This is a genomic window from Streptomyces sp. NPDC111516, from assembly GCF_055635345.1.
On record NZ_JBVKBV010000003.1, the window covers coordinates 185,997 to 209,453 of the forward strand.

Annotated in this window: 21 protein-coding genes and 1 tRNA gene; 10 read left to right on the plus strand and 12 right to left on the minus strand. The window is 68.8% G+C overall.

Going from position 1 to position 23,457, the window contains the following annotated elements; genetic code table 11:
- Positions 1–111: 111 nt before the first annotated feature.
- A tRNA-Leu gene (locus ACZ7L9_RS08815) sits at positions 112–194 on the minus strand.
- A gap of 317 nt (positions 195–511) precedes the next feature.
- Between ACZ7L9_RS08815 and ACZ7L9_RS08820 the strand changes: the two genes are divergently transcribed.
- The 7 genes from ACZ7L9_RS08820 (at position 512) to ACZ7L9_RS08850 (ending at position 9,803) form a co-directional block, all read left to right on the plus strand.
- Positions 512–1,384: an FhaA domain-containing protein gene (locus ACZ7L9_RS08820; RefSeq protein ID WP_471413778.1), complete on the plus strand. Its 873-nt coding sequence runs from the start codon at positions 512–514 to the stop codon at positions 1,382–1,384.
- Positions 1,385–1,394: 10 nt separating this feature from the next.
- Complete coding sequence (locus ACZ7L9_RS08825; RefSeq protein WP_093895021.1) at positions 1,395–1,910, plus strand: FHA domain-containing protein FhaB/FipA; 516 nt, start codon at positions 1,395–1,397, stop codon at positions 1,908–1,910.
- A 129-nt stretch (positions 1,911–2,039) separates the two neighbouring features.
- Positions 2,040–3,536: a Stp1/IreP family PP2C-type Ser/Thr phosphatase gene (locus ACZ7L9_RS08830; protein ID WP_471413780.1), complete on the plus strand. Its 1,497-nt coding sequence runs from the start codon at positions 2,040–2,042 to the stop codon at positions 3,534–3,536.
- Positions 3,537–3,559: 23 nt separating this feature from the next.
- Positions 3,560–4,960, plus strand: coding sequence for an FtsW/RodA/SpoVE family cell cycle protein (locus tag ACZ7L9_RS08835; protein ID WP_471413781.1), 1,401 nt, complete (start codon positions 3,560–3,562; stop codon positions 4,958–4,960).
- Complete coding sequence (locus ACZ7L9_RS08840; RefSeq protein WP_471413783.1) at positions 4,957–6,414, plus strand: penicillin-binding transpeptidase domain-containing protein; 1,458 nt, start codon at positions 4,957–4,959, stop codon at positions 6,412–6,414. Before ACZ7L9_RS08835 ends, ACZ7L9_RS08840 begins: the two co-directional genes overlap by 4 nt.
- Positions 6,415–6,581: 167 nt before the next feature.
- Entirely contained in the window at positions 6,582–8,552 is a 1,971-nt protein-coding gene (gene pknB, locus ACZ7L9_RS08845; protein ID WP_471413784.1) for a Stk1 family PASTA domain-containing Ser/Thr kinase, read from the plus strand.
- Positions 8,553–8,765: 213 nt separating this feature from the next.
- Positions 8,766–9,803: a restriction endonuclease gene (locus ACZ7L9_RS08850; RefSeq protein WP_471413786.1), complete on the plus strand. Its 1,038-nt coding sequence runs from the start codon at positions 8,766–8,768 to the stop codon at positions 9,801–9,803.
- Positions 9,804–9,907: 104 nt separating this feature from the next.
- Here the strand turns inward: ACZ7L9_RS08850 and ACZ7L9_RS08855 are convergent, their stop codons facing one another.
- From ACZ7L9_RS08855 to ACZ7L9_RS08880, 6 genes are read right to left on the minus strand one after another with little or no spacing between them, the layout of a single operon-like run.
- A complete protein-coding gene (locus tag ACZ7L9_RS08855; protein WP_471413788.1) occupies positions 9,908–10,636 on the minus strand; it encodes a class E sortase in 729 nt (242 codons plus the stop codon).
- A 27-nt stretch (positions 10,637–10,663) separates the two neighbouring features.
- Positions 10,664–12,046, minus strand: a complete 1,383-nt coding sequence (locus tag ACZ7L9_RS08860; RefSeq protein ID WP_471413790.1) for a class E sortase — start codon at positions 12,044–12,046, stop codon at positions 10,664–10,666.
- Positions 12,043–12,681, minus strand: coding sequence for an aminodeoxychorismate/anthranilate synthase component II (locus ACZ7L9_RS08865; protein ID WP_471413791.1), 639 nt, complete (start codon positions 12,679–12,681; stop codon positions 12,043–12,045). Before ACZ7L9_RS08865 ends, ACZ7L9_RS08860 begins: the two co-directional genes overlap by 4 nt.
- A complete protein-coding gene (locus tag ACZ7L9_RS08870) occupies positions 12,678–12,860 on the minus strand; it encodes a hypothetical protein (protein WP_266747294.1) in 183 nt (60 codons plus the stop codon). Before ACZ7L9_RS08870 ends, ACZ7L9_RS08865 begins: the two co-directional genes overlap by 4 nt.
- A gap of 56 nt (positions 12,861–12,916) precedes the next feature.
- Positions 12,917–13,651, minus strand: coding sequence for a class E sortase (locus ACZ7L9_RS08875; protein WP_471413792.1), 735 nt, complete (start codon positions 13,649–13,651; stop codon positions 12,917–12,919).
- Positions 13,652–13,677: 26 nt separating this feature from the next.
- Positions 13,678–14,445: a DUF881 domain-containing protein gene (locus ACZ7L9_RS08880; RefSeq protein ID WP_471413794.1), complete on the minus strand. Its 768-nt coding sequence runs from the start codon at positions 14,443–14,445 to the stop codon at positions 13,678–13,680.
- Positions 14,446–14,586: 141 nt separating this feature from the next.
- Here ACZ7L9_RS08880 and crgA point away from each other — a divergent pair, with 141 nt between their 5' ends.
- On the plus strand, positions 14,587–14,841 hold the full coding sequence (gene crgA, locus ACZ7L9_RS08885) for a cell division protein CrgA (RefSeq protein ID WP_471413795.1): 255 nt from the start codon (positions 14,587–14,589) through the stop codon (positions 14,839–14,841).
- A 321-nt stretch (positions 14,842–15,162) separates the two neighbouring features.
- Here the strand turns inward: crgA and ACZ7L9_RS08890 are convergent, their stop codons facing one another.
- Together ACZ7L9_RS08890 and ACZ7L9_RS08895 are read right to left on the minus strand one after the other, a co-directional pair.
- Positions 15,163–16,062, minus strand: coding sequence for a rhomboid family intramembrane serine protease (locus ACZ7L9_RS08890; RefSeq protein WP_471413797.1), 900 nt, complete (start codon positions 16,060–16,062; stop codon positions 15,163–15,165).
- Positions 16,063–16,216: 154 nt separating this feature from the next.
- Entirely contained in the window at positions 16,217–16,744 is a 528-nt protein-coding gene (locus ACZ7L9_RS08895; RefSeq protein ID WP_471413799.1) for a peptidylprolyl isomerase, read from the minus strand.
- Between the two features lie 441 nt (positions 16,745–17,185).
- On the opposite strand from ACZ7L9_RS08895, the gene ACZ7L9_RS08900 reads away from it, so the two are divergent.
- Positions 17,186–17,905: a DUF5324 family protein gene (locus tag ACZ7L9_RS08900; RefSeq protein WP_471414119.1), complete on the plus strand. Its 720-nt coding sequence runs from the start codon at positions 17,186–17,188 to the stop codon at positions 17,903–17,905.
- Between the two features lie 122 nt (positions 17,906–18,027).
- Here ACZ7L9_RS08900 and ACZ7L9_RS08905 read toward each other — a convergent pair whose 3' ends face one another.
- A complete protein-coding gene (locus ACZ7L9_RS08905; protein ID WP_471413801.1) occupies positions 18,028–18,801 on the minus strand; it encodes an IclR family transcriptional regulator in 774 nt (257 codons plus the stop codon).
- A gap of 138 nt (positions 18,802–18,939) precedes the next feature.
- On the opposite strand from ACZ7L9_RS08905, the gene hutH reads away from it, so the two are divergent.
- Positions 18,940–20,475, plus strand: a complete 1,536-nt coding sequence (gene hutH, locus ACZ7L9_RS08910; RefSeq protein ID WP_471413802.1) for a histidine ammonia-lyase — start codon at positions 18,940–18,942, stop codon at positions 20,473–20,475.
- A 121-nt stretch (positions 20,476–20,596) separates the two neighbouring features.
- Here the strand turns inward: hutH and hutG are convergent, their stop codons facing one another.
- Positions 20,597–21,586 carry a formimidoylglutamase gene (hutG, locus tag ACZ7L9_RS08915; RefSeq protein ID WP_471413804.1) on the minus strand — a complete coding sequence of 330 codons (990 nt, stop codon included), beginning with the start codon at positions 21,584–21,586 and terminating at the stop codon, positions 20,597–20,599.
- Between the two features lie 11 nt (positions 21,587–21,597).
- The gene (gene hutU / locus ACZ7L9_RS08920; protein ID WP_471413805.1) at positions 21,598–23,283 is read right to left on the minus strand and encodes a urocanate hydratase; all 1,686 of its coding nucleotides are present in this window, start codon (positions 23,281–23,283) and stop codon (positions 21,598–21,600) included.
- Between the last annotated feature and the right edge of the window lie 174 nt (positions 23,284–23,457).

Consider the following 23,457-nt stretch of genomic DNA (forward strand, 5'->3'; position numbering starts at 1 on the left):
TTTCGTCGCACCCGCCCACGACGAAAGTTGCCACACCCGGTCCCGGCCGACGAGCACCGACGGGAACGAAGAAGCCCCACAGACCGTTTGGCCTGTGGGGCTTCTCTCTTGTGCGCGAGGGGGGATTTGAACCCCCACGTCCCTAAGGACACTGGCACCTGAAGCCAGCGCGTCTGCCGTTCCGCCACTCGCGCAAGAGTGGTGTTTCCAGACTCTCTCTCACCGTTTGGTGCGAGCGCCTGGCGACATCCGGAAGATTAGCACGCTGGACAGGGTGGATTCACATCCGTTGTTTCACCGAACGCCTGGCGGGAAGCGGGAACGCCCAGTGGCTGCCCCCACTCCTCCTCAGTGCGCCCCTCGTGCGGGACACTGTGAGGAGGCCGCCTCTACGATCCGTGTGAGAGGTGACACTCATCCACAGGGCAGACAAGGGGAACCAGCCGATTTCCCGACGCGTGGATACGATCAGTAAGCAGTACAGGGACGACTACAACGGAGGAGGTGCCCCATGGGAGTCATGAAGCGTTTCGAGCAGCGTCTCGAAGGTCTGGTCAATGGCACCTTCGCCAAGGTCTTCAAGTCCGAGGTCCAGCCGGTCGAGATCGCGGGAGCCCTCCAGCGCGAGTGCGACAACAACGCAACGATCTGGAACCGTGAGCGGACTGTCGTCCCCAACGACTTCATCGTCGAGCTCAGCACCCCCGACTACGAGCGGCTCAGCCCGTACTCCGGACAGTTGGGCGACGAACTCTCCGGCCTGGTCCGCGACTACGCCAAGCAGCAGCGGTACACCTTCATGGGCCCCATCAAGGTCCATCTGGAGAAGGCCGACGACCTCGACACCGGGCTCTACCGGGTGCGCAGCCGCACCCTGGCGTCGAGTTCGTCACAGCAGCAGGACCCCCAGGGCAGGCCAGGACAGCACGGCCAGCCCCCCTACCCGGGCACGGGGCGTCCCCCGCAGCCCACCGGCGGTTACGGCTATCCGCCCAGTTCCGCCCCGCCCATGCCCGCGGCGCCGCCGCCGGGCGCAGGCAGGCCCGGAGCGCCCAGTACCGACCGGCACCCGCCGGCCGGACCCAGCCCCCTGCCGAGCGCGCAGGTGCGGCGCTGGATCGAGATCAACGGCACCCGCCATCAGATCTCCCGCCCGACGCTGGTGCTGGGACGCAGCACCGACGCCGACGTGCGGATCGACGACCCCGGCGTATCGCGTCGGCACTGTGAGATCCGGACCGGAACGCCCTCGACGATCCAGGATCTCGGGTCCACCAACGGCATCGTGGTGGACGGGCAGCACACAACCCGCGCTACGCTCCGCGACGGCTCGCGGATCGTCGTGGGCAGCACCACCATCGTTTACCGGCAAGCCGAAGGGTGAAGCGGGGGCAATGTCAGAGCTGACCCTGACGGTCATGCGGCTAGGATTCCTGGCTGTTCTGTGGCTGTTCGTAATCGTGGCCGTCCAGGTCATCCGCAGCGACCTGTTCGGAACGCGCGTCACGCAGCGCGGCTCACGCCGCACCGCGACCGACGCACGACCGCCACAGGCACGCCAGAATGCCGCGGCACCGCCGCAGCAACGCCAACAGCCCGGCCGCCAGCGCCGGGGGGCACCCACAAAGCTGGTCGTCTCCGAGGGCACCCTCACCGGCACCACGGTGGCGCTCCAGGGGCAGACCATCACGCTGGGCCGTGCCCACGACTCAACGATCGTGCTGGACGACGACTACGCGTCCAGCAGGCATGCCAGGATCTACCCCGACCGTGACGGCCAGTGGATCGTCGAGGATCTCGGGTCCACCAACGGCACATATCTCGACCGGACCCGACTCACCACCCCGACGCCTGTTCCGCTGGGCGCGCCGATCCGGATCGGCAAGACCGTCATCGAGCTGCGGAAGTAGTACGACAATGAGCGAGCGGAGCGAGCGAGCCGCGACGGCCCGGGCAACGGACCCGGCCCGGCTCCCGACCGGAGGGTGGGCAGTGTGGCTCGAGACCGGCTGTACCCCGAGCCGACGGGCGAGGTGCGCATGAGTCTTTCCCTGCGCTTCGCCGCCGGATCGCACAAGGGCATGATCCGGGAAGGCAACGAGGACTCCGGCTACGCCGGTCCGCGCCTTCTCGCCATCGCCGACGGCATGGGTGGCCAGGCAGCCGGCGAGGTCGCCAGCTCCGAGGTGATCTCCACGCTCGTCCAGCTCGACGACGACGTCCCGGGCTCGGACATCCTCACTTCGCTCGGTACGGCGGTCCAGCGGGCCAATGACCAGCTGCGCATGATGGTCGAGGAGGACCCCCAGCTGGAGGGCATGGGCACCACGCTCACCGCCCTGCTCTGGACCGGCCAGCGCCTCGGCCTCGTCCACGTCGGCGACTCCCGCGCGTACCTGCTGCGTGACGGCGTACTCACCCAGATCACCCAGGACCACACCTGGGTGCAGCGGCTGGTCGACGAGGGCCGGATCACCGAGGAAGAGGCCACCACCCACCCGCAGCGCGCTCTTCTGATGCGTGCGCTGGGCAGTGGCGACCACGTCGAACCCGATCTCTCCATCCGTGAGGTCCGGGCCGGCGACCGCTATCTGATCTGCTCCGACGGGCTCTCCGGTGTCGTCTCCCACCAGACGATGGAAGAGACCCTCGCCAGTTACCAGGGCCCTCAGGAGACCATCCAGGAGCTGATCCAGCTCGCTCTGCGCGGCGGCGGCCCGGACAACATCACCTGCATCGTCGCCGACGTACTCGACGTCGACAACAACGACACCCTTGCCGGACAGCTCAACGACACCCCGGTCATCGTCGGCGCGGTCGCCGAGAACCAGGCCGCCCAGCAGAACGACGGCGGCGCCATGCAGACACCCGCCGGACGAGCGGCCGGCCTCGGCCGCCCCGTCCCGCCGCCCGCGGGCGGCTTCGGCCCGCCCGGCAGCGGCGACGACGTCGGCTACGGCGGAATGCCGGACGGCTCCTTCGACGCGTACACCGACGACGACTTCGTCAAGCCCCGCGGCGGCCGCAAGTGGCTCAAGCGGTCCTTCTTCATCGTGCTCGCGCTCGCCGTCGTCGGCGGCGGTCTCTACGGCGGCTACCGCTGGACCCAGAACCAGTTCTATGTCGGCGCGAAGAACGAACACGTCGCGCTGTTCCGCGGCATCAGCCAGGACCTGGCGTGGGTCTCGCTCTCGAAGGTCGAGAAGGAGCACCCCGAGATCGAACTCAAGTACCTCCCGCCCTACCAGCGCAAGCAGGTCGAGGCGACGATCGCCGAGGGCAACCTCACCGCCGCACGCGACAAGATCGGCGAACTCTCTGTCCAGGCATCCGCCTGCAAGAAGGACGCCCAGCGACGCGCGGCCGCGAAGGCCGGCTCCGACGAGGGCCAAGCCAGTGGCACGGACTCCGACGCCACCAAGACATCCGGCACCTCCGACGCCACCAAGACCAAGCCGACCGCAGCGACTCCCACTCCTGGTCCCAGCCTCTCGGAGGAAGAGAAAAAGCTGGTCCCGCAGTGCGGTAAGCAGTAAAGCCGTAGGGAGCCTTCAGCACCATGAGCGTTGTCACCAACACGACCACGATCGGCGCGATCGACGCACCGAGCCGTCGCAACACCGAACTGATGATGATGGTCTTCGCCGTCGCCATCTCGGTGTTCGCGTACGCCAACGTGGGCCTCGCCCTCAATGGCAAACTGCCCGTCGGCATGCTCGGATACGGACTCGGGCTCGCCCTGCTCGCTGCCGTTGCGCATCTCGCTGTGCGCAGATTCGCGCCGTACGCGGACCCGCTGCTGCTGCCGTGCGCCACCCTGCTCAACGGCCTGGGCCTGGCCTTCATCTGGCGTCTGGACCAGTCCGAGAGGTTCCAGGCGCTGAAGACCTTCGCGCCTGCCGCATCCAAGCAACTGGTGTTCTCCGCGGTCGGCGTCGGGCTGCTCGTCGTTGTACTGGTGGCCCTCAAGGATCACCGCATCCTGCAGCGCTACACCTACATCTCCATGGTCGTCGCGCTGTTCCTGCTGGTCCTGCCGATGTTCTTCCCCGCCGTGAACGGCGCCAAGATCTGGATCAGCATCCCGGGGGTCGGCACCATCCAGCCCGGCGAGTTCGCCAAGATCATCATCGCCGTCTTCTTCGCGGGCTATCTGATGGTCAAGCGCGATGCACTCGCTCTGGCCAGCCGCCGATTCATGGGGCTGTACCTGCCGCGTGGCCGTGACCTCGGACCGATCCTCATGGTCTGGGCCTTCTCGATCCTGATCCTGGTCTTCGAAACCGACCTGGGCTCCTCCCTGCTGTTCTTCGGCATGTTCGTCGTGATGCTGTACGTCGCCACCGAGCGCACCAGCTGGATCGTCTTCGGCCTGCTGATGTCCGCGGTCGGCGCCATCGGTGTCGCCTCGTTCGAACCGCACGTCCAGCAGCGCGTCACCGCCTGGCTCGACCCCTTCGCAGGCTGGGGCACGGAGGCCGCGAGCGAGCAGATGGCCAAGTCCCTGATGGCCTTCGGCTCCGGCGGCACGCTCGGCACCGGACTCGGCCAGGGCAACTCCGACCTGATCGGCTTCGCCGCCAACTCCGACTTCATCCTCGCCACCGTCGGCGAGGAGCTCGGCCTCGCCGGAATGATGGCGATTCTCCTCATCTACGGTCTGATCGTCGAGCGCGGCGTCCGCACCGCCCTCGGAGCCCGCGACCCCTTCGGCAAGCTCCTCGCGATCGGGCTCTCCGGCTCCTTCGCCATTCAGGTCTTCGTCGTCGCCGGCGGTGTCATGGGACTCATCCCGCTCACAGGTATGACCATGCCGTTCCTCGCGCAGGGCGGATCGTCAGTGATCGCCAACTGGGCCCTGATCGGAATCCTGCTCCGTATCAGCGACACCGCGCGCCGCCCCGCGCCGGCCCCAGCCCCATCACCCGACGCCGAGATGACCCAGGTGGTCCGACCGTGAACAAGCCCCTTCGCAGGATCGCGATCTTCTGCGGGCTGCTCGTCCTCGCCCTCCTGGTCCGTGTCAACTGGCTCCAGTACGTACGTGCCGACGAACTGAACGCGAATGAGCACAACCGCCGCGTCCAGATCGAGCGGTACGCACACGAGCGCGGCAACATCATCGTCGACGGAAACCCCGTCACCGGGTCCGTCGAGACCTCGGGCAGCGACTTCAAGTACAAGAGGGTCTGGAAGAACGGCCCCATGTGGGCGCCCGTGACCGGCTACTCCTCGCAGGCGTTCGACGCATCACAGTTGGAGAGCATCGAGGACGGAATCCTCACCGGCAACAGCGACCAGCTGTTCTTCGACCGCACGCTGTCTCTCTTCACCGGTGAGAAGAAGACCGGCGGCAACATCGTCACCACCCTCAACGCCGCCGCTCAGAAGGCCGCCTTCAAGGGGCTCGGCGACAAGAAGGGCGCCGTGGCCGCGATCGACCCGCAGACCGGTGCCATCCTGGCCCTCGTCAGCACCCCCTCGTACGACCCCTCGGTCTTCGCGGGCAATTCCCTCAAGGACGCGGAAGCCCGGCAGCAGCTCCTGAAGGACAAGGACAAGCCGATGCTCAACCGGGCATTGCGCGAGACCTACCCCCCGGGCTCGACCTTCAAGGTCGTCACCGCCGCCGCCGCGCTGGAGAACGGGCTGTACACCAGCATCGACGAGCACACCAGGTCGCCACTGCCCTACCGGCTCCCGCAGACCACCGGCAACCTGGAGAACGAGGGCAACATCCCGTGTGAGAACGCCTCGCTCCGGGAAGCGCTGCGGTGGTCCTGCAACACCGTCTTCGGCAAGATCAGCGATGACCTCGGCAACCAGAAGATGATCGACGAGGCCAACAAGTTCGGCTTCAACAAGGAGATCTTCACCCCGGTACGGGCCGACGCCAGCGTCTACCCCAAGGACAACCGGCCGCAGAACGCCATGGCCGGGATCGGCCAGGCGTCCAACCGCGCCACCCCGCTGCAGATGGCGATGGTCGCCGCCGCGGTCGCCAACGACGGCAAGCTGATGCAGCCGTACATGGTCGCCCAGCGCCAGGCCCCCAACCTCGACGTGATCTACACCCACGAGAAGGAGCAGCTCAGCCAGCCCCTCTCGGGTGAGAACGCCCAGAAGCTCCAGCAGATGATGGAGACCGTCGTCCAGAACGGCACGGGGACGAACGCCAAGATCCCCGGCGTCACCGTCGGCGGCAAGACGGGTACGGCACAGCACGGCCTCAACAACAGCGAGAAGCCGTACGCCTGGTTCATCTCGTACGCCAAGACCGACAAGGGCTCCCCGGTCGCCGTCGCCGTGGTCGTCGAGGACAGCCAGGCCAACCGCGACGATGTCTCCGGTGGCGGTCTGGCCGCCCCGATCGCACGGGATGTGATGAAGGCGGTAATCGACAGCAGAAGGTGATGCCCATCACATCGGGTGCCATACCTGCACATTGGGATACCGGTCAGATATCAGGTCCGGACTCCGGGCCGATCAGGTAGTGCACGGCCGGTAGCGTATGCGCGAGCAGCACACCGCCGGACCACACACCGGTGCGGTCGGGACTGACGGAGAGGGCTGGAACAGTTATGGAAGAGCCGCGTCGCCTCGGCGGCCGGTACGAGCTGGGCTCGGTGCTCGGCCGTGGTGGCATGGCCGAGGTCTACCTCGCACACGACACCCGGCTCGGCCGCACCGTAGCTGTGAAGACGCTGCGAGCCGATCTGGCCCGCGACCCGTCCTTCCAGGCCCGGTTCCGCCGTGAGGCCCAGTCCGCCGCCTCGCTCAATCACCCGGCGATCGTCGCGGTCTACGACACCGGCGAGGATTACGTCGACGGGGTCTCCATCCCGTACATCGTCATGGAGTACGTTGACGGGTCGACGCTCAGGGAACTTCTGCACTCCGGCCGCAAGCTACTGCCCGAGCGCACCCTTGAGATGACCGTCGGCATCCTCCAGGCACTGGAGTACTCGCACCGCGCGGGCATCGTCCACCGCGACATCAAGCCGGCGAACGTCATGCTGACGCGCACCGGCCAGGTCAAGGTCATGGACTTCGGCATCGCCCGCGCCATGGGCGACTCCGGCATGACAATGACCCAGACCTCGGCCGTCATCGGCACCGCCCAGTACCTCTCCCCGGAGCAGGCCAAGGGCGAGCAGGTCGACGCCCGCTCCGACCTGTACTCGACCGGCTGCCTGCTCTACGAGCTGCTGACGGTCCGACCGCCGTTCATCGGGGACTCACCCGTCGCGGTCGCTTACCAGCACGTACGGGAAGAGCCGCAGCCGCCGAGCAACTTCGACCCCGAGATCACGCCCGCGATGGACGCGATCGTGTTGAAGGCCCTGACCAAGGACCCCGACTACCGCTACCAGTCGGCCGACGAGATGCGCGCCGACATCGAGGCCTGCCTCGACGGCCAGCCGGTCGCCGCCACCGCGGCGATGGGCGCACCCGGTTACGGCGGCTACGACGGATACGGCAACGACCAGCCGACCACCGCACTGCATGCCGCGGACCAGAACGGCGCAGCCACGTCCATGCTGCCCCCGGTCAACCCGGACGACGACGGCTACGACGACCGACCGGACCGCAGGCGCCAGAAGAAGAGCAACACCTCGACGATCCTGCTGATCGTCGCGGGCGTCCTGGTGCTGATCGGCGCGATCCTGATCGGCCAGTCGGTGTTCAGCGACAAGGCCGACAGCGGCGAGATCAATGTGCCGAACATGGTCGGCTCGACCGTGGACGAAGCACAGGGCCTTGCGAGAAATGCCGACGTCGTCCTCAAGGTCGGCTCGAGCGAACCCTGCGAGGACCAGCCCAAGGGCAAGATCTGCAGCCAGACCCCGACCGCCGACGGCAAGATGGTGAAGAAGGAGATCGTCACGGTCGTCGTCTCCACCGGCGCGCCGAAGGTGGAGGTCCCGGACGTCACGGAGAAGTCCGAGGAGAACGCCCGCAAGTATCTCGAGGAGAAGGGCTTCACGGTGAACGTCACCACCGTCGAGTCCGAGAAGACCCCGGGCACGGTCATCAAGCAGGCCCCCGAGGGTGGCGCGAAGGCCGAGAAGAACTCCGAGGTCACGATCACGGTCGCCAAGCAGGCCCTGCTGGACCTCCCCGACGTTCGCACCCGTTCGTACCAGGATGCAGAGGCCCAGCTCAGGGGCATCGGGTTCACAACCATCTCGCGTGTCGACATCGACTCGCCCCAGCCGGTGGACACCGTGGTCGAGCAGTCCCCCGGAGTCGGCAAGCAGGCCAAGGACGTCCCGATCGTCCTGAAGGTGTCGAAGGGCCCGCAGCAGCCGGAGCAGACCACCGTTCCCGACCTGCAGAACACGACCCTTGGCGACGCGAAGGCCCGGCTGGCCCAGGCGGGCCTGCAGATCCAGGTGGTGGGACCGAATGACGACAACGCGAAGGTCGTCGCCTTCCAGCCCGGCGCGAACCAGCAGGTCGACAAGAACAGCGTGGTCAATGTCCAGACCCTGCCGGGCGGCGGAGACGGCAACTTCTTCGGCGGCCCGTCCGGCTCACGTCGGCACTGACCCCGAATCGCACCGCCCATCGGGCCCCGGTCACCGCAATGGTGACCGGGGCCCTTTGCTGTGCCCTGCCACGATGCCTCCGGCCCGGCATACCGCACATGCAGCCGTAAATCGATCGTGTCTTCATATGTGCTGATTCGTTAGATCGATGGGGTGGCGTGGGGGTCAGACCCCAACCAGCTCGAACCGACATCCGAGACGAGCCGAGAGGCCATGAACGTGATCAACGATGCAGTACTGCTGGAGTCGAGGTCTCTGCGCAATGACGTCGCCGGCCGGACCGAGGTGATCGACAAGGTCAGGTCACTCTCGCTGCTGCCGGACGGCATGCACGTGACCACGGCGATGGTCGCAGCGTATTTCGAGGTGACCGTGAAGACCCTTGAGTCCGTTATGGAGGACCACAGGGAGGAGCTGGACTCCAACGGCCTCCAGGTTCTGACAGGCACGCGACTGGCCCTCTTCAAGGGGGCCTGTGGAATTCAGTCACGTTCACGGGCGATCGCGGTCTTCTCCCGACGGACGGTACTCAACGTCGCCATGCTTCTCCGGGACAGCGAAGTCGCACGTCAGGTGCGTACTTACCTGCTCGACATGGAGTACGTGGCACGGACTCAGCCTGTGGATAACTCTGTCCACAGGGAAGCCGAGGCCCTCGACGAGCGCATCGACGACCGCATCACCCACATCCTCGGCAAGACCGTCGTCCCCATGTTCAACGCCCTCATCGAAGCTTCCGGTGAGCACCGCAAGGAGCTGATCTCGCTCCGGGACGACGTCGAGAAGGTCGAGCGAAAGCTCTGCAACCACCACCAAAGGCTCAGGCACCTTGAGCACGCCCAGGGCCCGCGCCCGTACACCGGAATCATGGCGTCCATCGACGCCATGAACTGGCGGGAGTTCGAGCACCACGTCGCCGCACTGCTCCGCCGCGACGGCTGCACGGACGTCGTAGTGCACGGCGGCCGTGGCGACCGAGGTGTGGATGTCACAGCAGTGACCGCAGACGGCCGCAGCATCGTCGTGCAGTGCAAGAGCTTCGCGCCCTACCGTCCGGTGTGGAGCGGCGAACTGCAGAAGTTCCTCGGCGCCTCTTTCGTCCAGCACGGGGCCGATGTGGCACTCTTCGTCGCCACGACCTCATTCGCACCCGACGCACGCGCCATCGCCGAAACCCACGGCATCACCCTCGTCGACCGCGCTCACCTCGAAAAGTGGAGCGCCGGAGTACCGCTCCCGATCCTGAGGTAGCCGTCGCCGGGCAGAGAAGGGGCCCGAAGTCGCAAAGAGTGGTTGCGACTTCGGGCCTTCGCCATCCTAGAACGACTGAGCTCCTCGAAGCAGCTCAGTCACGGCTAACGCAGCTCCGCCGGCTTCGTGCGGTCCTTGTCCACCTTCTCCGTACGTACCAGCTCGCCCCACACGATGTAGCGGTACTTCGACGTGTAGACCGGTGTGCAGGTCGTCAGCGTGATGTAGCGGCCGGGCTTCTTCGCTCCCGACCCCTTCGGCACCGCCTGCAGTACATCGACGTTGTACTTGGACGTCTCGGGAAGCTCGTTGAAGACCTTGTAGATGTACCAGGTGTCCCTGGTCTCGAAGACGACCGCGTCCCCCGTCTTCACCTTGTCGATGTTGTGGAACTTGGCACCGTGCCCGTCGCGGTGTGCCGCCAGGGTGAAGTTGCCCTTCTCGTCCCAGGGGAGAGCCGACTTCACCGGGTCCGTGTAATAGCCCGCGATGCCGTTGTTGAGGTTCTCGGTGTCGGTGCCCTTCTTGACGAGCACCTCGCCGTTCTTCATCGACGGAACGTGCAGGAAGCCGATGCCGTCCTTGGTGTCCAGCGCACCCGGTCCGCCCGCCCAGCGGTCGCGGACGGTGTGGCCCTGCTTGGTGGCCTCGCGGTCGGCGAGCACGTTCGTCCACCAGAGGGAGTAGACGACGAAGAGTCCCAGCACCAGGCCTGCGGTGATCAGCAGTTCGCCGAAGAAGCTGACCGCCGTCGCGACGGGATGGCGTTGTCTGCGCCGCGGCGGGGGCGCGGACTCGCCGATTCGCTCTTCGTGCTCGGTCCTCGCTGTCACCGCACCCGTCCCTGTCGTGATGATGTTTCAGCCGACGAGCGCGTCGGGCTTGCCCTTGCTGCGCGGTCGTTCGTCGACCATCTTGCCCCAGACGATCAAGCGGTACGTACTCGTGAATTCCGGCGTACAGGTCGTCAGGGTGATGTACCGGCCCGGCTTGGTGAACCCCGAACCGGGCGGCACCGGGCCGATCACCGAGACGTTGGACGGCGAAGTCTGCGGAAGGGTCCTCGTCGCCTCGTACGTGTAGTACGCGTCCTGCGTCTCGACCACGATCAGGTCACCGGGGTGCAGCCTGTTGATGTAGCGGAACGGCTCGCCGTGCGTGTTGCGGTGGCCCGCCAGCGCGAAGTTGCCCTTCTTCGCGGACGGCATCGCGGTGCGCAGCGTGCCTTCGCTGTAGTGGCCGACCATGCCCCGGTCGAGGACCTTCTCCTTGCTGATGCCCTCGGCGATCGGAGCGACCACATCCAGTTTGGGGATGTGGATGATGGCGAATCCCTGCCCCGCCTCGAACGCGCCCGGGTTGCGGTCGCCGTTCTCCCAGTCGTCCTGGATCTTGTGCGTCTCCTTGCCGGCGTACAGGTCGGCGCGCACATTCGTCCACCACAGCTGGTACGTGACGAACAGCAGCATCAGCACACCGAGCGAGATGAAGAGCTCTCCGACGACCCGGCTGGCGACAACGGCCGGGCTGTCCTTGGCCGCGCGCGCCGCGCGCCGCGCCTCGACGCGCGACATCGGCTTGGCGGCCGACGCCGATGCCGTGGCCGACGCCGTGGTTTCCGGCCGCGGTTCGGCACGTCGGCGGCCACGCCCCTTCGCGGCGCGCCGGCGCTCGGCACGGCCTCCGGTACGCGGTTCCGGACCGGATTCCTCGGGCCCCGCGCCCGACTCCGCACCCAGGCCCGGCTCCGACACCGGCTCCGGCCCGGGAACCGGCTGCCGGGCCGTCGGCGCCTGATCGGCCAGGTGGCGGGGGCCCGCAGTCCGCAGGCCCACCGTCTCGTCGTCCGGCGGGAGGGGGACGGGGGCGGGGACGGACTGCGCCCGGGGCACCGGCGCGGGCGCCTGCTGCCCGTACCAGTCCCGTTCGAACCCCTCGGGGTCGTACCACTCCCACGGGGTCTGCTCGGGCGTCTGCGCCCCTTGTGGCGCCTGTGACTGTACCTGTCCTTGCGTCTGCGCCCGGGGTGGCTGATCCGGCGCCCGGTGCAGTCCCCGCCCCTGCTCCTCGGGCGGGATGCCGCCGGACCGGGACCACGGCGAGGCATGCTGCCCGGGCAGCGGATCGTTCAGCGGATCCGCCAGCTGGTCGACCGCCGCCTCGAACGCGCCCGCGGCCTCGTACGCTCCTTGCTCGTACGGGCCGTCCTGTCCGGCGTCGTGTTCGGGACGGAGTGCGGTCACGCGGCGGCCTTGCCCACCACCGGCGCGAGCCCCGCCGACCTCGCGACGGCTCCTGTGTCGCCGCACTGTGCCAGCCAGTTGGCCAGCATCAGATGGCCGTGCTCGGTCAGCACCGACTCCGGGTGGAACTGCACGCCCTCCACCGCCAAATCCCGGTGGCGCAGCCCCATGATGATGCCGTCGGCGGTGCGCGCCGTCACCTCCAGCTCGGCCGGGACCGTGTCGGGTTCGGCGGCGAGCGAGTGGTAGCGGGTCGCGGTGAAGGGGGACGGCAGGCCGGTGAAGACCCCGGTGCCCTCGTGGGTCACCAGCGAGGTCTTGCCGTGCAGCAGCTCCGGGGCGCGGTCCACCACACCGCCGTACGCCACCGCCATCGACTGCATCCCGAGACAGACCCCGAAGACCGGGACGCCCGTGGCCGCGCAGTGTCGGACCATCTCGACGCAGACACCCGCCTGCTCGGGGGTGCCGGGGCCGGGTGACAGCAGAACCCCGTCGAAGCCGTCCTGGGCGTGTGCCGTGGTCACCTCGTCATTACGCAGCACTTCGCACTCGGCGCCGAGCTGGTAGAGGTACTGGACGAGGTTGAAGACGAAGCTGTCGTAGTTGTCCACGACGAGGATGCGGGCGCTCACTGGCCGCCCCCCGTTCCGGTCGAGCCGTCGACCGTCACGTCGCCGAACGGAAGCAGCGGCTCCGCCCACGGGAAGACGTACTGGAAAAGCGCGTAGACGACAGCCAGCGCCAGCACGAGCGAGATGAGCGCACGCACCCATGCGTTGCCCGGCAGATGCCGCCAGATCCAGCCGTACATGCTGTCCCCTCCATTCGGTACGGGACCAGACTAAAGGGCCGGGGCACGAGCGTGGGTCAGCTGTGGAAAGCCGCCGGCCTGCCGTCGCTCACGGGCTGGGTCGCGTCGAGGTGCGCCCAGGCGATCAGCCGGTGGCTGCTGCCCCATTCGGGGTCGCAGGTGGTCAGCGTCAGATAGCGGCCGGGCCCGTCGAAACCGGAGCTGCGGGGTACCGGGTCGATGACCCCGATGTCGCTCGGCACCGTCCGGTAGGGCTTCTTGTCGATGCGGTACGTGAACCACGTCGTCCCGTCCGTCAGCAGCACCGCGTCACCCCGGCGCAGCTTCGGGAAGTCCTTGAACGGGTCCCCGTACGTGCGGCGGTGTCCGGCCACCGCGAAATTGCCCGTCGCTCCGAGGCGGGCGGTCCCGCGGTAGTGGCCGAGCCCCTTCTGCAAGGTCCTGACCTCGGTGTTCTCCAGGACGGGCCACTCCCAGCCCTTGCCGAAGCGGGGGATGTACAGCATCGCGAACGGCTTGCCGTCCCGGTACGCCGCGGGGGCGGGCGGCGCCGACGGTGTCGGGGAGGTGCCCGGTGTCGGGGAGGTGCCCGGTGTCGGGGAGGTGCCCGGCGCAGGGGCGGACACCGTGCCCCGTGCCCACTGGTTCTGCAGGCTCTCGATCTGCCCCTCGGTCGCGTCGGCGGCCTTCACTCCGGTCCAGAACAGCACGTACACCACAAAGAGCACGATCAGGGCGCCGACGGTGATACAGAGTTCGCTGAACGTCCTCACGATCAGTCGCACCGACACCGTGTCGGCCTCCCCACAGCTGCTCGCTACTTCGCCGGCTCCGCATAGTGGAGATCCACTGTGCCCGAGTAGCCGGGAAGAGTCACCGCCTTGTGCTCATCGACTTGCCAGCCGAGCCCGTACGCCTTCACATACAGCAGGTAGTTGTTGATCGCCGGGGAGTCGTCGATTGCCTGCTTGAGCGCGGCCGGGTCACCCACTGCGGTGATCTTGTAGGGCGGGGAGTAGACGCGGCCCTGGAGGATCAGGGTGTTGCCGACGCAGCGGACGGCGCTGGTGGAGATGAGCCGCTGGTCCATGACCTGGATGCCCTGGGCGCCGCCCTGCCAGAGGGCGTTGACGACCGCCTGCAGGTCCTGCTGGTGAATGACCAGGTCATTGGGTTGCGGGTCGGGGTAGCCGGGGTTCGCGGTGGCATTGGGCGGGGCATCATTGAGCGTGACGGACACGGACCGGCCGGAGAGCTTTGCGGTGCCCGCGGTCCGCGCCAGCTCCTTGAGCCGGGCGTCCTCCGCCTCGGTGCTGCCGTGGTCCCGCCGTACGAGGGCATCGATGTCCTCGCGCGCGGTGGCATTGGTCTCGTCCAGGTGGGCGTTCTTGCCACTGCGCTGCTGGATGAGGTCGGAGAGCTTCAGCAGCGAGGAGTCGGTGCGGATGTTGGTGCCCTTGGCCGTGTTGGCGCTGGTGACGAAGATCAGTCCGGCGAGGGCGAAGACTGTGGCGGTGAGCACCCGGACCGGGTGCCGGAAGGTGCGCCGGACCGGTCCTCGGGGGGAGTCGGCAGAATTGCTCAACGTACCCTTATCTCCTTCGACGCCACGGAAGCACTACGCTAACGGACGCCCGGGGGAGACAGCATTCCCCCTCGCGCCCCGCCCCGGCGCCAGCCACAGTTCCCTGCGCGGTCACGCAGCGCATCGACAGGAGAGTTCCTCGTGCCGAAGTCACGTATCCGCAAGAAGGCCGACTTCACGCCCCCTCCGGCGAAGCAGGCAACCAACATAAAGCTGACCAGCCGCAGCTGGGTGGCGCCGGTGATGCTGGCGCTCTTCCTGATCGGTCTGGCCTGGATCGTCGTTTTCTATGTGACCGACGGCGTTCTGCCGGTCAAGTCGCTGGGGAACTGGAACATCGTCGTCGGCTTCGGCTTCATCGCCGGCGGCTTCGGTGTCTCCACGCAGTGGAAGTAGTGCCGCAGGGCGCCTGACCCCACAGCGAGGCCCGGTTCCGCAACCCTTGCCCCGAGTTACCCACAGCGTTATCCACAGGCAGGGGAAAAGGTCAGACGATCTGTGGATAACTCCCTGGCTGTTGACGCCGATGTGACTGCAGCCTCCCTCATCGAGGGATGGCACGCCCCTTGTCCCTGCTGGAAAAACCCAGCTCAGCGACAAGGGGCACAGTTGTTCCCACAGAATGCACAAGATTTGACACGCGCTGTGGACAAGTGAGGCTGTGGACAGCCGGATGAGCGAAGATCCCCGGGGAACCGGGTCCGTGGCGGCGTCCGCTCAGGTGAGCGCGGCCGTTCTGGCGACGACGATGGCGACCACGGCCACCAGGACCAGGGCGCAGGTGCCGTACTGCACGAGTGCGCGCCGCTCACGGGGAGCGTGCACCATGGCGATCGCGATCAGCGTGCCCGCGATCAGACCGCCGACGTGTGCCTGCCAGGCGATCCCGCCCCAGGGGTTGAAGGTGATGACCAGGTTCACCGCGAGAAGCGCGAGGACCGGGCGCATGTCGTAGTTGAGCCGGCGCATGAGCACGGCGGTGGCGCCCAGCAGGCCGAAGATCGCTCCGGAGGCGCCGAGCGAGCCCTGTACGGGTACGGAGAGCCAGTAGGTGAGGGCGCCGCCCGCCAGGCCGGACAGCATGTAGAGCGCGAGGTAGCGGGCGCGGCCGAGCGCCGCCTCCAGCGGCCCGCCGAGCCACCACAGCCCCAGCATGTTGAAGACGATGTGCCACAGCTCCTGGTGGAGGAACATCGACGTCACCAGCCGGTACCACTGGCCCTCGGCGACGCCTTCGAGCGGGCCGCCGAAGTGGGTCGTGGCACGGCCGAGCAGCAGCAGCTCGTTGACCAGCTCGCCCTTCGCCAGGACGGCGATGTACACGGCGACGTTGATGCCGAGGATGATCTTGGTGACGAGCCGGGGGTCGGCCGCGATGCTGCCGCCCGCGACGGTCCGCGGCTGGTTGGCGGCCGGCCCGTGCCCCGTACCGGATCCCTGGCGGACGCAGTCCGGGCACTGGAAGCCGACCGAGGCGTTGACCATGCACTCGGGACAGATCGGGCGGTCGCAGCGGGTGCAGCGGACGTGCGTACCGCGACCGGGGTGGCGGTAGCAGTTCAGCGAGCCCTCCGTGGCGGCGGACCGGTCCTGGTCTCCCGGCGGCTGCTGGTCCATCGGTCCCATGGTGTCCCGGTCCCCTCGGTCCTCGTCGTGGCGGCAGCGCGGACGACGCCGCCCTGCTCATCCGCTATGTAACAAGTACGGACGACCAGGGCGGTTGGTTCCCGAAAGAAGAATCAGAACGTGATCACGAGATGACCAATGGTGATCATCGGTTCTCGACGACGACCGATTCGATGACGACGTCCTGCAACGGGCGGTCGGTGCGGGCGTTGGTCGGGGTGGACGCGATGGCGTCCACGACCTTCTGGCTGGCGGGGTCGACGACCTCGCCGAAGATGGTGTGCTTGCCGGTCAGCCAGGCGGTCGGCGAGACCGTGACGAAGAACTGCGAGCCGTTGGTGCCCGGGCCGGCGTTGGCCATGGCCAGCAGGTACGGCTTGTTGAAGGCGAGTTCGGGGTGGAACTCGTCACCGAACTCGTATCCCGGGCCACCGGTGCCATTGCCCAGCGGGTCGCCGCCCTGGATCATGAAGCCGCTGATGACGCGGTGGAAGACGGTGCCGTCGTACAGCCGGTCCGTGGACTTCTTGCCGGTCTCGGGATGCGTCCACTCACGCTCGCCCTGGGCGAGCTCGACGAAGTTCTTGACCGTCTTGGGCGCGTGGTTCGGCAGAAGCCGGATCTCGATGTCGCCCTGATTGGTCTTCAAGGTGGCGTAAAGCTGCTCAGCCACGATCTGCCTTCCGTGAGTCTTCGGTGAGTCTTCGGTGACGTCGGGTCCGCGATGGGTGACGTCAGGTCCGCGGTGACGTTCCACCGATCCTCGCACGGACCTTCCGCTCCGGCGCCCGGCCGCCACCCCGAACGCACTCCGCTCACCTCCTTGCCGGACAGGGCGCCTGGCGCGCCGAGGCCGTGTCCGCCCCCTTCGCCTGCGGCTTCCCCGAAGACCCTTGCGTGCCGCTCCCCGCAGGAACAAATGCGTCCAAGCGCGTGACCAACCGGCGCGGGCTGTACCGAACCGTGGCATTGTCGTCGGCAAGCTCCCCTTGCACCGCTCATGACCCGGATGACCCGGATGCCTGCCCCGCATGCCGTACAGGCCTTCGGCAGGCATGATCTCGAAATGGGTGGAAAGGCGGAGTACCTACCCGCCACCAAGGAGGAGGATCCCGTGACCCGCATCGACAGCGTGCGCGCCGCAACCGACTCGGCCAAGGACAGCGTGCAGCACGCCGCGGAAGTGGTGGCGCCCTACGCCGGCTCGGCCAAGGACCAGGCCGCACATCTCGCGTACGAGACCCGCACACGGCTCGCGCCAAAGGTGTCGAAGGCAGCCCAGCAGGCCCGCGTCCAATACGGCGCGCATCTCGCGCCACGTATCGACCAGGCCCGTGCCCATGTGCCCCCCAAGGTCGACGAGGTGGCCCACCGCGCCGCGCTACGCACCCGGCAGGTCGCGCGCAGCGCCGCGGACTACACCGTTCCGCGCGTCGAGCACGCGATGGCCGTCGCCCAGCCCGTGGCGGAGGAGGCCTCGGTCCGCAGCGCCGCGGCGCTGGAGGCGCTCCGCGGACAGGTCACCGCGAAGGAGATCAGGCAGCTCGCCAGGAAGCACGAGCGGCGGGCGAAGGCAGGCCGGCTCCTCAAGGGGTTCGCCGTGGCCGGCATCGTGGCGGGTGCCGCCTACGCCGCCTGGAGGTGGTGGGACAAGCAGGCCAACCCGGACTGGCTGGTCGAGCCGCCCGCCCCCACGGAGGTCTCCGACCGCGCACCGCTGACCTCGGTCGACGGCAGCGGTCCGTCTTCGCTCGACGACGCGGAGAACGAGGAGAGCAAGGGGACGGACGGTCCGGAGGGCGTGGACGGCACCGATCGCGACGACCGCCGCTGAGCAGTACCCGCACGGCGGAGCGGGCGTCGGAAGGCCTTGAGGTCTTCCGACGCCCGCTTTCGCCGTCCGCGGAGTCCGCGGGATGCGGAAGCGGACAGCTCGCGGGGCCGGGCCGCGTGGCGTTATCGGGGTGTTTTCGCAACGCCGCCGACGCGGCGGGTCAGTTCTCGGGCGGTCTGCGCGACGTGCCCCGCGATCTCGTGGCGTTCGGCGGCGTTCCCCGGCCGGCTCGGGAACGTGACGCACACGCCGGCGATCGGATGGGCGTGGTGATCGAACACGGGGGCGGCGATGGAGGACAGGCCGACGGTGATTTCGCCCTCCTCGGTGGCGTACTGCCGACGGCGCACCTCGGCCAGCAGGGCGCGCAGCGCGGTCAACGAGGTGGGCCCCGCGTCGTTGCGCTGGATGAAGGACGACCGGTCCGGGAAGAGCGCCCGCACCTGCGCGGCCGGCAGATGGGCCAGCACCGCCCGGCCGCTGGCGGTCAGCTGGGCCGGCAGCCGCACACCCACCTCACTGACCAGGGGGGCGCGGCCGGGGGCCCGTTCCTCGATGACGTAGATGACCTCGCGGCCGTGCAGCACCGCGAGGTTGGCGTTGTGCCCGGTGCGGTCCACGAGCTTGGCCAGCGGCACCCGGGCCAGCCGCTGGAATGGCTCCTGCCGCGCGTACCCGGAGGCGAGCTCGAAGGCGCTGACGCCGAGACCGTAGCGCCGCTCCTCGGGCAGGTGGGAGACGAAGCCGTCGGCGGCCAGGGTGTCCAGCAGGTGGTAGGTCGTCGAGCGGGGCAGCCCGACATCGCGGCTGATGGCCGCCGCGGGCACCGGGGCGGCCTGGGTCGCCAGATAGCGCAGCACGGCCAGCACCTGCGCGGCAGCCGGGACGATGCTCATGCTCCGACGATAGACCCGGCGTCGCGTGGACCAGGTGTCTGGGATTCCAGACACGTGCCGGGCATGTGTCTGGGATCCCAGACACAACCTTCGGGCAGCCCGTCGCGGTGCGGCCCCCGCAACCTGCTTCATGGAGACATGACTGTTGATGTTGGTGTCGGCCCGCTCTCTGCCGACGATGTTGTGTCCGTTGCCCGCCTGGGAACTCCGGTGGCCCTGTCGCCGGAGGCATTGAAGGAGATCGCCCGCAGCCGTGAGGTGATCCGCGGCCTGGCCGACGAGGTGGTGCCGCACTACGGCGTCTCCACCGGATTCGGGGCGCTGGCCACCCGCCACATCCCTGGCGAACTGCGCGCGCAGCTGCAGCGCAGCCTGGTGCGCTCGCATGCCGCGGGTTCCGGCCCCGAGGTCGAGCGCGAGGTCGTCCGTGCGCTCATGCTGCTGCGTCTGTCGACGCTGGCGACCGGACGTACCGGTGTGCGCACGGAGACCGCCGAGGCCTATGCCGCGCTGCTCAACGCCGGTATCACCCCCGTCGTCCACGAGTACGGCTCGCTCGGCTGCTCCGGCGACCTGGCCCCGCTCGCCCACTGTGCGCTCGCAGTCATGGGCGAGGGCCGGGTCCGCGACGCCGAAGGCACGCTCAAGCCGGCCGCCGAGGCGCTCGCCGCCGCCGGGATCACCCCGGTCGTGCTGGAGGAGAAGGAGGGTCTCGCGCTGATCAACGGCACCGACGGCATGCTCGGCATGCTGGTGCTGGCCGCCCACGATCTGCGCCGGCTGCTGCGCACCGCCGACATCGCCGCCGCCATGAGCGTCGAGGGCCAGCTCGGTACGGACGCCGTGTTCGCGGCCGACCTCCAGGCGCTCCGCCCGCACCCGGGCCAGGCCGACAGCGCCGCGAACCTGCGGGCCCTGCTCGCCGACTCGGGCATCGTCGCCAGCCACCGCACGCCGGAGTGCACGCGGGTACAGGACGCGTACTCGCTGCGCTGCTCGCCGCAGGTGCACGGCGCGGTCCGCGACACCCTCGCACACGCCGAGCTGGTGGCCGCCCGGGAGCTGGCGAGCGCCGTCGACAACCCGGTGGTCACGCTGGACGGCCGGGTGGAGAGCAACGGCAACTTCCACGGTGCGCCGGTCGCCTGTGTGCTGGACTTCCTCGCCATTTCCGTCGCCGACCTGGCCTCGGTCGCCGAGCGCCGTACGGACCGGTTCCTGGACCCGGCCCGTAACCACGGTCTGAACGCCTTCCTGGCGGACGACCCGGGCGTCGACTCCGGCCACATGATCGCCCAGTACACGCAGGCTGCGATCGTCTCCGAACTGAAGCGGCTGGCCACCCCCGCCTCCGTCGACTCCATCCCCTCCAGTGCCATGCAGGAGGACCACGTCTCCATGGGCTGGTCGGCGGCCCGCAAGCTGCGCCGCGCGCTGGACGGCCTCGGCCGCGTCCTCGCGGTGGAGGTCTACACCGCGGCCCGCGCGCTGGACATGCGCGCCCCGCTGACGCCGTCGCCCGCCACCGCAGCGGTACGCGGCGGCCTGCGCGAGACGGTCCAGGGCCCCGGACCCGACCGCTGGCTCGCTCCCGAGATCGAGGCGACCGTGCAGTACGTCGCCTCCGGCGGCGCGATCGCCGCAGCCGAGTCGGTCACCGGCCCCCTGGCCTGAACCACCTGTGCGCGCTGCCCGGCGAGTGACTTTCCGGGCAGCGCGCACAGGCCCCACGGGGCGTCACCGGCGCGCCGGTTCGCGGGGGCGGCGCGCCGGTTCGCGCCGCCCCCGCGGGCGGTCATACCGTGCGGGGCGCCGTGCTCCGCGAGGTCACCATGCGGTGGATCAGGCGCGCGCCGGCGCGCGCCGTGCGCTGGTCGACATCGAGGTCCGGGTTCAGCTCGGCGATGTCGCACACGACGAGCTTGCCGCTCGCGGCCACCTTGGCGCAGACGCGCTCGATGACGTCCATCTGCACGCCGTAGGCGGCGGGGGCGCTGACGCCCGGTGCGACGGCGGCGGGGAGTACGTCGAGGTCGATGCTCAGATGCACGACGTCACAGCTCGCGAGGAAGTCGTCGACGAACTTCTCGGTACGCGGCAGGTCGAGCAGCCCGCACCCGGTGTCCGGAAGGTAGCGCACCCCGAGTCGGTCCGCGGTGCGGAACAGCCGTTCCGTGTTGCTCGGCTGGCTGACGCCGAGCACCCAGTAGTTCAGTTGCCGCCCGTACCGTTCCTCGCTCTGTGCCATCTGGAGGAACGGCGTGCCGGAGCTGGGCCGGACGTCGTCGCGAAGGTCGAAGTGCGCGTCGAGGTTCAGCACGCCGAGACGGCCGCCCTCGCGCAGCGCGCGCGTCTGCGCCAGCCCGCAGTAACTGCCGTACGCGACCTCATGGCCGCCGCCCAGCACCATCACCTGGTGGCCGCGGTCGACGAGCGCCGCGACCGCACGGCCCAGGCGCTGCTGCGCGGACTCCAGGTCGCGCCCGGCGACCTCGACGTCGCCGGTGTCCAGCGCGCGCAGCGGTTCCGGCAGTGCCATCGACGCGAGGGCACGACGCAGGGCGCCCGGACCGGCCGCCGCGCCCCGGCGTCCCTTGTTGCGGCGTACCCCCTCGTCGCTGCGGAAGCCGACGAACGCCACGTCCCCCGGTTCGGCCCGGTCCGGGTCGAGGTGGACGGCGCGGTGCCAGCGCAGGTTGTCGGCGCCGGCCCCGTCGTCCCGGCCGGTCCATGGCTCGGGCTCCACGTCCGTGAGGCCCTTCCCGGTCTCCGTCCCCGTGCTCACGCCCCCCGTGGTCACCGTGTGCACGGCGCTTCGGCCTCCGTCATCGGGATCCGCACCCCGCGTTCCCCGGCCACCGAGGTGGCGTGCGGGTAACCGGCGTCCACGTGCCGGATCACGCCCATGCCGGGGTCGTTGGTCAGGACGCGGGCCAGCTTCTGTCCGGCCAGCTCGGTGCCGTCGGCGATGCAGACCTGCCCGGCGTGGATGGAGCGGCCCATGCCGACGCCGCCGCCGTGGTGGATGGAGACCCAGGACGCGCCCGAGGCGGTGTTCACCAGCGCGTTGAGCAGCGGCCAGTCGGCGATCGCGTCGGAGCCGTCGAGCATGGACTCCGTCTCGCGGTACGGCGAGGCGACGGAGCCGGAGTCGAGGTGGTCGCGGCCGATGGCGAGCGGTGCGGACAGCTCGCCGGAGGCCACCATTTCGTTGAAGCGCAGGCCGGCGCGGTGCCGGTCGCCGTAGCCCAGCCAGCAGATGCGGGCCGGCAGCCCCTCGAAGGCCACCCGCTCGCCGGCCATCCTGATCCAGCGGTGCAGGTGTTCGTTCTCCGGGAAGAGTTCCAGGAGAGCCTTGTCGGTGGCCTCGATGTCCTTGGGGTCGCCGGACAGCGCGGCCCAGCGGAACGGGCCGAGGCCCTCCTCGAACAGCGGGCGGATATGGGCCGGAACAAAGCCCGGGAAGTCGAACGCGCGCTGGTAGCCGGCCTTGCGGGCCTCGTCGCGGATGGAGTTGCCGTAGTCGAAGACCTCGGCGCCGGCGTCGAGGAAGCCGACCATGGCCTCGACGTGCCGGGCCATCGACGCGCGCGCACGGTCCGTGAAGCCCGCCGGGTCCTCGGCGGCCTGCTCGTGCCACTCTTCGAGGCTCACGCCGACGGGGAGATAGGCCAGCGGGTCGTGGGCCGAGGTCTGGTCGGTGACGATGTCGATGGGCGCGCCCATCTCCAGCAGCGTCGGGAACACCTCGGCGGCGTTTCCGGTGAGCCCGATGGACAGCGGCCGGCGGGCGTCGCGGGCCTCGGTCGCGAGCTGCAGCGCGTGGTCCAGGTCGTCCGCGGCGACGTCGAGGTAGCGGTGTGCGATCCGGCGCTCGATGCGCGTCGGGTCGCAGTCGACACAGATCGCGACGCCGTCGTTCATCGTCACGGCGAGCGGCTGAGCGCCGCCCATGCCGCCCAGCCCCGCGGTGAGGGTGATGGTGCCGGCCAAGGTGCCGCCGAACTTCTTGCGCGCGACGGCGCCGAAGGTCTCATAGGTGCCCTGAAGGATGCCCTGACTGCCGATGTAGATCCACGAGCCGGCGGTCATCTGCCCGTACATGGTCAGCCCCTGGGCCTCCAGCGACCGGAACTCCTCCCAGTTCGCCCAGTCGCCCACCAGGTTGGAGTTGGCGAGCAGCACGCGCGGCGCCCACTCGTGGGTGCGCATGACACCGACCGGCTTGCCGGACTGGACCAGCAGCGTCTCGTCGTCCTTGAGCGTCTTGAGGGTGCGGACGATGGCGTCGTAGGCGGGCCAGTTACGGGCGGCCTTGCCGGTACCGCCGTAGACGACCAGATCCTCCGGGTGCTCGGCCACCTCGGGGTCGAGGTTGTTCATGAGCATGCGCAGGGCGCCCTCCTGCTGCCAGCCGAGGCAGTTCAGTTCGGAGCCGCGCGGGGCGCGTACGCCCGGTGCCTTCAGGGAATTTCCGGTCATGCTGCACTCCTGGGGGGAGGGAGACGTAAAGGCTGTTGCGTCTGCCATGACACGTGACCGGCGGATGCGGAGCCAGCGACGTTCCGCCGGTTTCTCGGATCCGAGACCCTGACCGGCGTCCGGCCGCCGCGGAGGGGGTCTCCTCTAGGATTCCGATGCGGGTGCCGTGTGTTG